Source organism: Burkholderia sp. Bp9090 (genome assembly GCF_003857985.1).
Taxonomy (GTDB): Bacteria; Pseudomonadota; Gammaproteobacteria; order Burkholderiales; family Burkholderiaceae; genus Burkholderia.
This window is the reverse complement of the sequence record NZ_QTPV01000007.1, coordinates 117,363-130,527: the sequence shown is the minus strand read 5'-3', so window position 1 is coordinate 130,527 and position 13,165 is coordinate 117,363. Positions and strand designations below refer to the sequence as shown.

Sequence of the window (13,165 nt, the reverse complement as noted above, 5' to 3'; positions counted from 1 at the left end):
TCGAGCCGACGCCGCCGCGAACACCGTTCGCGGTCCTCGATGGCTGCTAGGCGCCGCCGCGCGCGTGCCGGGTACGGTGCATGCCGGCACGGCCGTTGCATGGCCGGCGACGCTCGCCGCGAAGCGCGGCGGCCCGCTGCACGCCGACCACCTGCGTTTTCGCAAGCAGGTCGGCACGCCGCGCGCACTCCATTGCTTCGTGCTCGACTGTTCGGCGTCGATGCTGTCGCACGAACGGCTCGCGCTCGCGAAAGGGCTGATCGTCGCGTACTTCGACCAGGCCGCGCGCGACCGCGTGGCAACCGCGCTGATCTGTTTCGGCGGCAACGGCGCCGAGCGGCGCTTCGGCCCGGCCGTGCCGCGCTGGTGGAATGCGCGCTGGCTCGAGCCGGTGGACGGCGGCGGCGGCACGCCGCTTGCGGACGGCATCGCCGCCGCCGCACACTTGCTCGCCGGCGCCGCACGGCGCACGCCGGACCAGCAGCGCTGGCTGTGGGTGCTGTCCGACGGGCGCACGCGCGAAACACCGCCGAAACCGGCGGCCGCCGATCACGTCGTGTTCGTCGATTTCGACGATGCAGCCGTGCGGATCGGGCAGGGCAGGCGGCTCGCCGATGCATGGGGCGCGCAATGGATGACGGCCGCGTCGCTGTGCCCACGGCTGGTCGGCTGATCCGGTGCTCGGGCGCGCGGGCCGGGCGGGCCGATTGCCGGCGCTGCGCTATGATCGCCGTTTCTACTCACCGGAATGCCTTCCATGCAAGTACTCGTCGATGCCGACGCGTGTCCCGCCGTCATCAAGGACATGCTGTTTCGCGCCGCGCGTCGCGCCGAGATCTGCGTGACGCTGGTCGCGAACCAGTTCCTGCGCACGCCGCCGTCGCCTTTCATCAAGGCGTTGCAGGTGCCGGCCGGCTTCGACGTGGCCGATGCGCGGATCGTCGAGCTCGCGGCAGCCGGCGATCTCGTGATCACCGCCGACATCCCGCTGGCCGCCGCCGTCCTCGACAAGGGCGCGCATGCGCTCGACCCGCGCGGCAACTGGTTCAGCCGCGAGAACATCGAGGAGCGCCTGTCGACGCGCGCGATGATGGATCAGCTGCGCAGCGCGGGCATCGATACGGGCGGGCCGGCCCCGTTCAGCGCACGCGACGGCAAGGCGTTCGCGTCGCAGCTCGACCGGTTCCTGGCACGCCACGGCAAGCCGTGACACATCAGGCCCCGCGCGTCGATCGTGCGATACGCCACCGGTTTCGCGTCGAACCGTCCGCTACGGCAGAATACGGATGCTGCCCCGGCATCGATGTCGTGGCGCGAACGACCCACCGGAGGGCATGGATGTCACCGACTCAACTTCTCGTTCCAACCTTCACCCAGATGCTGCGCGCGCAATCCGCGTGGCTCGACAAGGCCGTGGCGCACCGGCAGGCCGCCGGCGACGCGCCCGATGCGGTGCTCGCGCTGAAGCTCGCACCCGACATGTATCCGCTTGCCGCCCAGGTGCGGTTTTCGTGCTTCCAGGCGATGGAACCCGTCTACCGGCTGCGCGGCGAACCGCTGCCGGACGCGCTGCTGGCGTTGCGGGAAGCCGGCTGGCATGCCGATGCGCAGCCCGGCACGCTGGGCGACGCACAGGGCATCCTCGCCGGCACGATCGCGTTCCTCGGCGAACTCGCGCCCGACGCACTCGACGGTGGCGCCGCGCTGCCGATCGCGCTCGCACTGCCGAACGGTATTGCGTTCGACATGACCGGCGAGCAGTACGTGCGCGACTGGGCGCTGCCGCAGTTCTATTTTCATTCGATCGCTGCGTACGCGATCCTGCGCCATCACGGCGTCGAGCTGGGCAAGGCCGACTACGTGCCGCACATGCTGGCCTACGTGCGGCCCGGCACGATTCCGCAGGGTTGAACGGTCGAGCGGACGATCCCGCCGCCGCGCACCGGCATGACACGCGCCCTGTTCATCTGCAGCCGCAATCGGCTGCGCAGCCCGACGGCCGAGGCGGTGTTCGCCGCGTGGCCGGGCGTCGAAACCGACTCCGCGGGCCTCGCGCCCGACGCGGAAACGCGTCTGTCCGCGGAACAGCTCGAATGGGCCGAGATCGTGTTCGTGATGGAACGCGCGCACCAGGCGAAGCTGCACGCCCGATTCGGCGCCCGGCTGAAGCAAAAGAAGATCGTCTGTCTCGACATCCCCGACCGCTACGCCTACATGCAGCCCGAGCTGGTCGCACTGCTCGAGCGCAAGGCCGGGCCATTGCTGCGCGCGTGAGCCGCGCGGGTCGGTTCAGCGCGAGCGAGGCGGCCCGTCCGCGAGCGCGGAAAAGCGGTCGAGGTGCAGCAGCTCGATGATCTTGCGGGTCGGCACGCTCGCACGCAGCGTCTCCAGCCGCTCGACGTCGAACCACTTGCAGCGCGCGATCTCGTTGCTCGCGCGTGGCGTCAGGTGTTTCGGCACGTCGGCCACGAACACGTGATGGAGCTTCGTGAGGCCACCGAACTGCACCGCGTAGTCGAGCGCGAGCCCCTCCAGCCGCGTTTCCTCCGCCAGTTCCCGCTGCGCGGCCTCCAGCGGCGTCTCGCCGCGCCGGATCGTGCCGCCCGGCAGCGACCAGCGCGCCGCGGTACGGGCGACCAGCAGCACGCTGCTGCGCTGGCGGCACACGATCGTGGCGCGTTCCTTGATTCTGACGACGGTATCCGGCCCGGTATTCATGTTCGGCAAAACAAAACTGGTGCTCAATCGTGAAGGGAAATGCACGTCGGCCGATCGCCGGGCACGACGGCATGCAAGCCGCCGCGCCGATCATACCGGCCGTTCGTGACAGTTCCGTGCGTTGTCGCGCGCAACGCGGATCACCTCACGCGTGCGTGTCGATCCCCGCGCGCGCCGGCTTTCCGGACCGCCCGTGGCGCTGCTTGTGGACGGTACGCCGGTGGTGATGCGGCGGCGTCACATGCGGGCGCACCGGCGCGGGTCGTGCCACCGGCGCGGCGGCCCGCGGCTGTAATTGTCCCTCGCCAAAATGGAAGGTCTGGGTTTGCGCGCGGGCGACGCCCAGCGTCGACGCCAGCAGGATGGCCGCGAGCAGCATGCGTTTCATGAAATCTCCGCCTTTCTTCAGTTGAGCACCGTCCGCCAGCTTAGCGAATCGCGGCCCGGCGCGGCAACCGGCCGGCGTTCGGTGGCGTCCCCACTTGCGGCCGGCCGCGTTCTCGGCGCGGCCGCCGGGGCATCTCCTGCTTGACAATGAAATTCTCGAGTGTGAATATAAATTCACACACAAGAATTATTCTTCGAGTCCGGACAACCGTGCCGCTGCTGTCGGCCCGGCGGAACCGGCGGTCCGATCAACCGGAAGCAGGAGTGAGACGCATGGCGGAACCGAAGCAGCAGGGCGCGTTGGCGGGGTTGCGCATCATCGATCTGTCGCGGGTGCTGGGCGGCCCGTACGCGACGCAGATCCTCGCCGACCACGGCGCGGAGGTGATCAAGGTCGAACCGCCGTCGGGCGACGAGACGCGCACCTGGGGGCCGCCGTTCGACGGCGACACGGCGTCGTATTTCCTCGGCGTGAACCGCAACAAGCTCGGCATCGCGCTCGACCTGACGCAGCCGGCGGATCGCGAGCGGCTGCTCGGCCTGCTCGAGCACGCCGATGCGCTGGTCGAGAACTTCAAGATCGGCACGATGGAGCGCTGGGGCCTCGGCTTCGACACGCTGCACGCGCGCTTTCCGCGCCTCGTCCATTGCCGCGTCTCGGGCTTCGGCGCGGACGGCCCGCTCGGCGGCCTGCCCGGCTACGACGCGGCCGTGCAGGCGCTGGCCGGGCTGATGAGCGTGAACGGCGAGGCGGGCGGCGCGCCGCTGCGCGTCGGCGTGCCCATCGTCGATCTCGTCACCGGGCTGAACGCGGCGCTCGGCGTGCTGATGGCGCTGCGCGAACGCGATGCGAGCGGGCGCGGCCAGTTCGTCGAAGCGACGCTGTTCGACTGCGCGCTGTCGATCCTGCATCCGCATACGCCGAATTTCTTCCATTCCGGGAAGGCGCCGGCGCGCACCGGCAACGCGCATCCGAACATCACGCCGTACGACAGTTTTCCGACCGCGAGCGTCGACATCTTTCTCGCGGTCGGCAACAACGGGCAGTTCGCCGCGCTATGCGACGTGCTCGGCACGCGCGACTGGCCCGCCGATCCGCGCTTCGCCGACAACCGCGCGCGCAGCGCGAACCGCGCCGCGTTGCGCGCGCTGCTCGAAACGGCGCTGGCCGCGCACGACGGCGCGGCGCTCGCCGAGCAGCTGATGCGCCGCGGTGTGCCGTGCGCGCCGGTGCTCGGGCTCGATGCGGCGCTCGACCATCCGCACGTCGCACATCGGCAGATGAAGGTCGAACTGGGCCGGCATCGCGGCATCGCGTCGCCGATCAAGCTCGGCCGCACACCGGCCACGTACCGGCGGCCGCCGCCGGCGCTGAACGAACACGCGGCACAGGTGTTTGCCGAGGATGCATGCGACGCCGGCCACGCCAACGACGCCAACGACACCAACGACAACGCCGGCCGCACGCGCCGCAACTGACACGCCTGGCGGCCGGCGGCCGTGCGAAGGCGCCCGACGCCGCCGCACGCCCGCACGCCGCTTCGGACATCGCGCCGCACCGCGCCCGACGCGCGCCGGCGCCAGAGGAGACACATCATGCTCGCATGGATCGGCGCGATCGCGATCGTCGCGCTGTTCGGCCTGATCATCACGAAGCGGCTGTCGCCGCTCGTCGCACTGATCGTCGTGCCGGTGGCCGCGTCGCTCGCGGCCGGCTTCGGACTCTCGACCGGCACGTTCATCGTGCGCGGCGTGCAGAACATCGGCCCGATCGCCGGGATGTTCGTTTTTGCGATTCTATTTTTCGGAATCCTCACCGATGCGGGGATGCTCGACCCGATCATCGCGGGCGTGCTGCGCGTGATCGGCTGCCATCCGCCGCGCATCGTGACGGGCTCGGCGCTGCTCGCGCTGCTGATCCACCTGGACGGCTCGGGCGCCGTCACGTTTCTCGTCACGCTGCCCGCGATGATGCCGCTCTATACGCGGCTCGGCATGGACCGGCGGATTCTCGCGTGCGTCGCGTCGATGGCGGCCGGGGTCAACTTCCTGCCGTGGGTCGGGCCGATGCTGCGCGCGTCGGCGGCCTTGCACATTCCCGGCTCGGCGATCTTCATGCCGATGATCCCGGTGCAGATCGTCGGGCTCGCGTTCGTGTTCGGCACCGCCTACATGCTCGGCGTGCGCGAGGCCAAGCGGCTCGGGCTCGATCGCGCCGGCGCGGCGTCGCTCGCGGTCGCGCCGCGCGAGCTGACCGACGCCGAGCGCGTGCTGCGCCGGCCCGGCCGCTTCCGGATCAACCTGGCGCTGACGCTCGTCGTGCTCGGCACGCTGGTGTCGGGCATCGTCGACCCGATGGTGATGTTCATGCTCGGCACGGTCGCCGCGCTCGTCATCAACTATCCGGACGTGCAGGCGCAGCGCGAGCGGATCGACGCGCACGCGAAGGCCGCGCTGATGATGGCGAGCGTGCTGCTCGCGGCCGGCGCGTTCACCGGGATCATGTCCGGCACCGGGATGCTGAAGGCGATGGCCGAGGTCGTCGTCGCGTACGTGCCGGTCGAGCATGCGCGCCACATGCCGTTCGTGCTCGGCCTGCTGTCGATGCCGCTCAGCCTGCTGTTCGATCCCGATTCGTTCTACTTCGGCGTGCTGCCGGTGCTCGCGGAAAGCGCGAAGCTGCTCGGCGTACCGCCGATCCAGATGGCGCAGGCCGCGCTGCTCGGCCAGATGACCACCGGGTTCCCAGTCAGTCCGCTCACGCCCGCGACGTTCCTGATCGTCGGCCTGACCGGCGTCGAGCTGGCCGAGCACCAGAAGTTCACGATCCCGTTCCTGTTCGCCGCCACCGTGCTGATGGTCTTCGCCGCGGTCGTGGCGGGCGTGTTTCCGTTGTGAGCGTCCGCGTGCCTGTCGCGCCGCGCCGGCCGCCACCGCGCCCCCTCGAAGGCCGACATCGTCTCGAGTGCGGCGCGGCCGTTCACGTTTTCCTGGAGAGCAATCCATGCAGTTCGACCTGACCGACGACCAGCGCGTGATCGAAAGCGCGATCGAGAAAATCTGCGAACGCTTCGGCGACGATTACTGGCTCGAGCGCGATCGCGCGGGCGGATTTCCGTCCGACTTTCACGCGGCGCTCGCCGAGGCCGGCTGGCTCGGCATCGCGATGGATCCGGCCCACGGCGGCGCCGGGCTCGGGATGACCGAGGCCGCGCTGATGATGCGCACGATCAGCGCGTCGGGCGCCGGCCTGTCGGGTGCCTCGGCCGTCCACATGAACATCTTCGGGCTGAACCCGGTGCAGGTGTTCGGCAACGACGCGCAGAAGGCGCGCTTCCTGCCGCCGCTGATCGCCGGGCGCGACAAGGCCTGCTTCGCGGTGACCGAGCCCGACGCCGGCCTCGACACGACGCACCTGAGCACGCAGGCGCGCCGCGACGGCGACCACTACGTGCTGAGCGGACGCAAGATCTGGATCTCGACCGCGCAGGTCGCGAACAAGATGCTGATCATCGCGCGCACGACGCCGCTCGACCAGGTCGCGAAGCCGACCGACGGCTTGAGCCTGTTCTACACCGACCTCGACCATGCGCGCGTCGAGGTGCGCGAGATCGAGAAAATGGGCCGCAAGGCCGTCGATTCGAACATGCTGTTCATCGACAACCTGCGCGTGCCGCGCCACGACCTGATCGGCAACGAAGGCGACGGCTTTCGCTACCTGCTGCACGGGCTGAACCCCGAGCGGATCCTGATCGCCGCCGAGGCGATCGGCCTCGGTCAGGCCGCGCTGCGACGCGCGACGCAGTATGCGTGCGAGCGCGTCGTGTTCGGCCGGCCGATCGGGCAGAACCAATCGATCCAGCATCCGCTCGCGCAGGCGTGGATGCAGCTCGAGGCCGCGTGGCTGATGGTGATGAAGGCCGCGACGCGCTACGACGCGGGGCAGCCGTGCGGCGCGGAGGCGAACGCCGCGAAGTACCTCGGCGCGGAAGCCGCGTTCCAGGCCTGCCAGACGGCGATCGCGACGCACGGCGGGATGGGCTATGCGAAGGAATACCATGTCGAGCGCTACCTGCGCGAGTGTATGATTCCGAGGCTCGCGCCCGTGAGTCCGCAACTGATCCTGTGCTACATCGCGGAGAAGGTGCTCGGGCTGCCGAAGTCGTACTGACACGCGGCGGCTCGCCCGGCGCGCGTTTCCCGTTCCGAATCAAGCGCTCGTCATGGACGTCAAACTCGTTGCCCGCACGCTCGATCTCTTCGAGCTGTTCGCCGCCGAACGGCGGCCGCTGCCGCTCACCGAACTCGCGCGCCTGCTCAACGTGCCGGCGTCGAGCTGCCTGGCGATGGCGCGCACGCTCGTGAGCCGCGGCTATCTGTACGAGGTGCGCAAGCGCGGCGGCTACTATCCGACGCGGCGCCTGCAGACGATCGCCGCCGCGATCGACGCGACCGATCCCGTCGTCGACATCGTGCATCCGCATCTCGTCGCGCTGCGCGACGCGAGCCGCGAGACGGCCGTGCTCGGCAAGATCCAGGGCGCGTCGGTCACGTATCTCGACGTCGTCGAGTCGGAGCAGGCGATCCGCTATACGCGCCAGCCGGGCGAGCTGCGCCCGCTGCATGCGAACTCGATCGGCAAGGCGATCTTCGCGGAACTCGCGAGCGATGCGCAGCAGGCGCTCGGCGCGCAGTTGTCGTTCGAGCGCTTCACCGATGCGACGGTGGCCGACCTGCCGGCGCTCGTCGCGCAAACCGCGCGGTTTCGCGAACTCGGCTGGGCCGAGAACTTCGGCGAGAGCGCGCCCGAGCTGTCGGCGATCGCGGTCGCGCTGACGCTCGACGGCGACTGGTACGGGCTGTCGGTCGTCGGGCCGACCGAGCGGATCCGCCAGCATCGCGACACGCATGCAGCGCTGCTGGTCGATGCGAAGGCGCGGCTGCTGGCCGAGCAGGGGCGCGGCTAGCAAAGGCCGCGAAGCGGGGCGGGGCGCCTGCTTCGCTTCGCGTCTCGTTCACCGCAATGCCAGATGCCGGATAGCGGATAGCGACCGCGAACGGCCGCATCGCATCACGTGCCGGTACGCCGCTCGCCGTCGAGCGTCCCGAAGGTCGCTGCGAACGCGTACGGCTGCTGCGCGATATCCGGGCAGCTCGACGCCCGAACCACGCCACCGCCCCGGCCAGCAAGGCTGGGCTGTGGCTCAATCCGCATCAAAGTTCAGCGATACCAGCGCGGCGTATACACCCACTCACGCCCGTCGCCGATCGCGAAACGCCGCGTCGTCGACGAACCGACGATCACCATCGTGCGCATGTCCACCTGATCGCTGCGCAGCGCGCCGAGTGTCGTCGTCGCGAGCGTCGCGCCGGGCCGGCCGATGTCGCGGCCGAGCACGACGACCGTGTCGGCCGCGCGATGCGCGCGCACCGCATCGAGCGCACGATCGAGCTGCCACGGCCGCGCACGCGAGATCGGGTTGTAGAACGCCATCACGAGATCGGCCTGGGCCGCATGCCGCAGGCGCGTCTCGATCACGTCCCACGGCTTCAGGTTGTCCGACAGCGAGATCGCGCAGAAATCGTGGCCGAGCGGTGCGCCGGCCTGCGCGGCGGTCGCGAGCGATGCCGATACGCCGGGTTCGATGCGCAGTTCGACCGCGGCCCAGCGCGGATCGCGCGCTTCGTCGAGGGCTTCGAGCACGGCCGCGGCCATCGCGAACACGCCGGGATCGCCCGACGACACGACCGCGACGCGCCGGCCCTCGGCCGCCAGTTCGAACGCATGACGCGCACGCTGCATTTCCTCGCGATTGTCGGTGCCGTGCACGCGCTGCTCCGCGCGGAACGGGCCGGCCATCGTCACGTAGGTCGTATAGCCGAGGATATCGGTGGCGTCCGCGAGCGCGCTGCGCGCCGCGGGCGTGAGCCATGCGGCGTCGCCCGGGCCGAGGCCGAGCACCGTCAGGCGGCCGCGTGCACGGCCGAGCGTGGCGGGGTCGACGGGCTCGGCAGCGACCGCGCACGCGAGGCCATCGGTCGCTGCGCGCAGCGTATGCGCGACGCGCAACGTGCGGGCGAGCAGGGTGGCGGCAGCGGTGTTGCCAGCGCGGGCCTTATCGCCTTCGCTATCACCATCGCCTTCGACATCGCCTTCGACATCGCCTTCGACATCGCCTTCGACATCGGCGAAGCGCAGCGGCACCTCCAGCATCCGTGCGGCGGCTTCGACCCGTGCATCGCCGAGCAACCTCGCCGGTGCGACGAGCGCGGCAAGCGCCAGCCGCGCGAGGCCGTGCGCGTCGAGCAGCGCGTCGATGCGTTCGGCAAGCGACGGCGCCGCATCGGCCCGCACGCCGCGCGCATCGACGCCGACCACCACGCTGCGCGGATGGATCACGAGTTCGTCGCGCGCGCCGCGCCACGCATCGGGCGTCACGCGGATCGCATGCGCGGCCGCGTCGTCGCGCGGCAGCGCGACGTCGTCGAGCCACGGCGCCGCGCCGTCGACGCGCGTGGCCGCGCCCGCGAGCAGGTCGGACACGAAGCGCTTGCCTTGCTGGAGATCGGCGAGCGCATAGCCGTCGGGCGGGTTGAGCACGCATGCGCCGAAGCGCAGTTCGCCGCTCGTGGTGATCGCCGGCGCGACGCCGAGGCATTCGGCGATTTCGCGCGCGATCACGTTGACGCCCGTCAGCCCGCCGAGCAGCGGCACGACGGCCGCCCCGTCTTCCGCGACCGCGAGTACCGGCGGCTCGACACCCTTGTCGGCGAGTGCCGGCGCGACGCAACGGATCACGATGCCGGCCGCGCACAGCGCGACGATCGGCAAGCCGCGCGCGTAGAGTTCGCGCAGGTGCGCGCCGAGTTCGTCGAACGGCACGTCAGCCTCGACGCGCGACGCGAGCCCGTGCACGGCGGCCCCCGGATAACGCGCCTGGATGCGCCGCGCGGTATCGAGCGCGCCCGCGCCGAGAATCACGATCACGGGCGGAGTCGTCATCCTTGCCATTTTTCCCCCGGGACGACGAGCAGCGAGAAATACGGCGACGCCATCGGATCGACTTCGTCGAGCGGCACGATGCGCTGGGCCGCCATCGTCGCGCGCTCGACGTACAGCGCGCGCTTCGCGAGCCCCAGTTCGTCGAGCACGCGCCGCACCTTGTCGAAGTTGCGGCCGAGCTTCATCACGACGGCCGCGTCGGCCTGCGCGAGCCGCGCGCGCAATTCGTCCTCCGGCAGCACGCCGGACAGCACCGACAGGCTCTGGTTGCGATAGACGAGCGGCTGGCCGAGCACGGCCGTGCCGCCGAGCATCGCGCACACGCCCGGGATCACTTCGGTGTCGTAGCGCGGCGCGAGGCGATCGTGCAGGTACATGTATGACCCGTAGAAGAACGGGTCGCCCTCGCAGATCACCGCGACGTCGCGCCCGGCATCGAGATGCGACGCGACGATCCCGGCCGCCGTGTCGTAGAAGTCGGCAATCACGGTCTCGTAGCACAGTGGCGGCGGCAATGCCTCGGTCGTCACCGGATAGACGAGCGGCAATTGCGTCTGCGCGTCGCGCAGGTGCGCCTCGACGATTCCGTACGCATTGCCCTTCTTGCCCTTCGCGACGAAATACGCGACCACCGGCGCGGCCTGCAGCACGCGCAGCGCCTTGATCGTCATCAGTTCAGGATCGCCGGGGCCGACGCCGACCCCGAACAGGCGTCCGCGCGGGGCCGTCATTCGGCCTCCGTCGCGAGTGCGTTGACCGCGGCGGCCGCCATCGCGCTGCCGCCGCGCCGGCCGAGCAGCGCGACGTACGGCACGCCGCGGCTGTCGGCGTCGAGCGCTGCCTTCGATTCGGCCGCGCCGATGAAGCCGACCGGAAAGCCGAGGATCAGCGCGGGGCGCGGCGCACCGGAGTCGATCATGTCGAGCAGGTGGAACAGCGCGGTCGGCGCATTGCCGATCACGACGACGCTGCCGGCCAGATGCGGGCGCCACAGTTCGAGCGCCGCGGCCGAGCGGGTGTTGCCGAGATGCCGCGCGAGGTCGGGCACTTCCGGTTCGCCGAGCGTGCAGATCACGCGATTGCCGGCCGGCAGCCGCGCGCGCGTGATGCCTTCGGCAACCATCTTCGCGTCGCACAGGATCGGCGCGCCGGCCGCGAGCGCCATACGGCCCGCCGTGCCGGCGCCGGCCGAGAAGCGCAGGTCGTAGGTGACATCGACCATCCCGCACGCGTGGATCACGCGCACCGCGAGTTTCTCGAGATCGGGCGGAACCTGCGACAGGTCGGCCTCGGCGCGGATCGTCGCGAACGACTGGCGGTAGATTTCCTGCCCGTCGCGAATGTAGTCAAGCATCGGTGGTGTCCTGGCTGTGGCGCGCGCCCGTCAGTCGGGCCGCGGCCTGGTCAATCGTCAGATGGCGCGCGAGCGGGGCGCCGAGGCCCGCGGCGGCGTCGCGCCGGTAAAGGTCGTAGCGCGCGGGCGCGACCGCGACCAGCGTATGCGTCGCGGGGTGCGGCAGCGCACAGTGGCGCTCGCAGCCGGTCAGGTGCACGTCGACCGGATGGCCGACGCGCGCGGCCAGCGCGAGCGCATCGCGTTTCGTATCGGCACGCGACTTCGCGCAGCCCGCGCTGCCGGTGCAGGCGACCAGCGCCGCCAGCGGGTCGGATGTCGTGCACACGAGCCCGAGCGACGCGAGCGCGTCGAGCACGGCCGGCGCACGTTCGTGCCGCACGCCGTGCACGAACACGCCTTGCCACGGCGTCATCGACAGCGTGCCGTCGCCGTCGGCGTCGGCCAGTGCCGCGAGCCGTTCCAGTTGCGACGCGTCGAGCCGGCCGAGCACGAACTGCGCGCCGACGCTGCAGCGATCCGCGTCGCGCGACGGCCGTGCGCCGAAACGCAGCGCGGCATCCGCTTGCGTGCGCCGCCAGCCGGCCAGTGCCGGGTCGGCTTCGAGCGGGAACGGTACGTAATGCTGCGCACGCTCGCGCAACGCGCGTGCGCCGCCGGTCGCGAGCCACGCGCGCATCCGCGTGACGTCGGCCGGCGCGAGATCGAGGAACGCCAGCAGCAACGCGCGCACGAGCGCGACGGCCTGGTCCGGCGCCACGTCGAACGCGGCGGGCGGATCGCCGGGCGCGACCGGCGGACAGCCGGCCAGGCCCGCGGCGATGCGGACCGCGCCGTCGCCGCGACGCCACGCGGCGAGCCAGATGTCGTGCGGATGATCGAGCGCCGCGACCGATTCGCCGCCGTCGAGCTGGATCGAGAATTTCGGCGACAGTTCGCCGCGGCGCGGCTCGTGCGTCAGCATGTCGAGCAGCGCAAGCGCGAGTGTGCGGCTGTCGAGCAGCGCGTCGGGATCGCGCCCCGCAAGCGGGCTGAGCATCAGGTTGCGGACGTCGTCGCTTGCGGCGAGCGCGGCGCGGTCGTCAGTGGCCTCGCCCGCGTTGATGCGTGGGCCCAGGCCCGCGTCGAGCAACGCGTCGACCAGCGTATCGGCCGTGCCGTCGCGAATGCCGCGCAACTGGAGATTCGCGCGATTGGTCGCGTCGATCGCGCCGGAGCCGCAGGCACGCGCGACGGCGGCGATCGCGCGCGCCTGCCGCGCGTCGAGCCGGCCGCCCGGCAGCTTGATCCGGCACAGCCCGCCGTCGGCGGCCGCGACGACGCGCACGAGCCCCGGGCAAGCCGAAGGGCGCACGACGGGCGAAGCAGGATTCGAATCGGGGGCGGATCTCAACGGGATACCGGGACAGTGTCGCGCCGCGGCCAACGCATCGGTACACCCCGCCCGACGCCGACTGGCACGCACGCACTTTCAGGCCGGCAGGTCTCCTGGCTGACAGGTCGGCGCCGGCTCCCGGCCTTCCCGGTGAAACCAGTGGCATGAGGGGGGAGATCGGCTCGCTGTCTACAGTTGCGGGGGCAGCCACAGCGGCGCGCGGCGCGCCCTGTGTTCCCTCTTCGGCCCCGAAGGGCACCGGCGAACGAACGGCCGTAGGATACCCGATTTCACCGGCGTTTCGGGACCCCCAGGCGACCGTCGGGCG

14 protein-coding genes and 1 riboswitch are annotated in these 13,165 nt (G+C 70.8%); of the genes, 8 read left to right on the top strand and 6 right to left on the bottom strand.

Translation table 11 applies throughout. The annotated features are described in order from the left end of the window. The first annotated feature begins 64 nt into the window (after positions 1-64). The 4 genes from DIE16_RS09695 (at position 65) to DIE16_RS09680 (ending at position 2,274) form a co-directional block, all read left to right on the top strand. Complete coding sequence (locus tag DIE16_RS09695; protein ID WP_124892196.1) at positions 65-673, top strand: VWA domain-containing protein; 609 nt, start codon at positions 65-67, stop codon at positions 671-673. Between the two features lie 84 nt (positions 674-757). After that, positions 758-1,210: a YaiI/YqxD family protein gene (locus tag DIE16_RS09690; protein WP_044843557.1), complete on the top strand. Its 453-nt coding sequence runs from the start codon at positions 758-760 to the stop codon at positions 1,208-1,210. A 128-nt stretch (positions 1,211-1,338) separates the two neighbouring features. Further along, positions 1,339-1,911 carry a DUF1993 family protein gene (locus DIE16_RS09685; RefSeq protein ID WP_124485500.1) on the top strand — a complete coding sequence of 191 codons (573 nt, stop codon included), beginning with the start codon at positions 1,339-1,341 and terminating at the stop codon, positions 1,909-1,911. 36 nt (positions 1,912-1,947) lie between these two features. Then, positions 1,948-2,274 carry a low molecular weight protein tyrosine phosphatase family protein gene (locus DIE16_RS09680; RefSeq protein ID WP_124485499.1) on the top strand — a complete coding sequence of 109 codons (327 nt, stop codon included), beginning with the start codon at positions 1,948-1,950 and terminating at the stop codon, positions 2,272-2,274. 15 nt (positions 2,275-2,289) lie between these two features. On the opposite strand, the gene DIE16_RS09675 is transcribed toward DIE16_RS09680, so the two are convergent. Together DIE16_RS09675 and DIE16_RS09670 are read right to left on the bottom strand one after the other, a co-directional pair. After that, positions 2,290-2,718: an NUDIX hydrolase gene (locus DIE16_RS09675; RefSeq protein ID WP_124892195.1), complete on the bottom strand. Its 429-nt coding sequence runs from the start codon at positions 2,716-2,718 to the stop codon at positions 2,290-2,292. A 145-nt stretch (positions 2,719-2,863) separates the two neighbouring features. Further along, positions 2,864-3,106, bottom strand: a complete 243-nt coding sequence (locus DIE16_RS09670) for a hypothetical protein (protein ID WP_124521779.1) — start codon at positions 3,104-3,106, stop codon at positions 2,864-2,866. A 272-nt stretch (positions 3,107-3,378) separates the two neighbouring features. On the opposite strand from DIE16_RS09670, the gene DIE16_RS09665 reads away from it, so the two are divergent. From DIE16_RS09665 to DIE16_RS09650, 4 genes are all read left to right on the top strand, one after another. Then, positions 3,379-4,584, top strand: coding sequence for a CaiB/BaiF CoA-transferase family protein (locus DIE16_RS09665; RefSeq protein ID WP_124892194.1), 1,206 nt, complete (start codon positions 3,379-3,381; stop codon positions 4,582-4,584). Positions 4,585-4,701: 117 nt separating this feature from the next. After that, complete coding sequence (locus tag DIE16_RS09660; RefSeq protein ID WP_124892193.1) at positions 4,702-6,003, top strand: CitMHS family transporter; 1,302 nt, start codon at positions 4,702-4,704, stop codon at positions 6,001-6,003. A 106-nt stretch (positions 6,004-6,109) separates the two neighbouring features. Further along, complete coding sequence (locus tag DIE16_RS09655) at positions 6,110-7,276, top strand: acyl-CoA dehydrogenase family protein (protein WP_124892192.1); 1,167 nt, start codon at positions 6,110-6,112, stop codon at positions 7,274-7,276. Positions 7,277-7,328: 52 nt separating this feature from the next. After that, on the top strand, positions 7,329-8,072 hold the full coding sequence (locus tag DIE16_RS09650) for an IclR family transcriptional regulator (RefSeq protein ID WP_124485494.1): 744 nt from the start codon (positions 7,329-7,331) through the stop codon (positions 8,070-8,072). A gap of 254 nt (positions 8,073-8,326) precedes the next feature. Here DIE16_RS09650 and cobJ read toward each other — a convergent pair whose 3' ends face one another. From cobJ to cobG, 4 genes are read right to left on the bottom strand one after another with little or no spacing between them, the layout of a single operon-like run. Continuing rightward, on the bottom strand, positions 8,327-10,108 hold the full coding sequence (gene cobJ / locus DIE16_RS09645; RefSeq protein WP_124892191.1) for a precorrin-3B C(17)-methyltransferase: 1,782 nt from the start codon (positions 10,106-10,108) through the stop codon (positions 8,327-8,329). Next, on the bottom strand, positions 10,105-10,839 hold the full coding sequence (locus DIE16_RS09640; RefSeq protein ID WP_124892190.1) for a precorrin-2 C(20)-methyltransferase: 735 nt from the start codon (positions 10,837-10,839) through the stop codon (positions 10,105-10,107). Before DIE16_RS09640 ends, cobJ begins: the two co-directional genes overlap by 4 nt. Beyond that, on the bottom strand, positions 10,836-11,462 hold the full coding sequence (locus DIE16_RS09635; RefSeq protein WP_124485491.1) for a precorrin-8X methylmutase: 627 nt from the start codon (positions 11,460-11,462) through the stop codon (positions 10,836-10,838). Before DIE16_RS09635 ends, DIE16_RS09640 begins: the two co-directional genes overlap by 4 nt. Beyond that, on the bottom strand, positions 11,455-12,816 hold the full coding sequence (gene cobG / locus DIE16_RS09630; protein WP_311769708.1) for a precorrin-3B synthase: 1,362 nt from the start codon (positions 12,814-12,816) through the stop codon (positions 11,455-11,457). Before cobG ends, DIE16_RS09635 begins: the two co-directional genes overlap by 8 nt. A gap of 106 nt (positions 12,817-12,922) precedes the next feature. Next, a riboswitch (cobalamin riboswitch) is annotated at positions 12,923-13,115 on the bottom strand. Between the last annotated feature and the right edge of the window lie 50 nt (positions 13,116-13,165).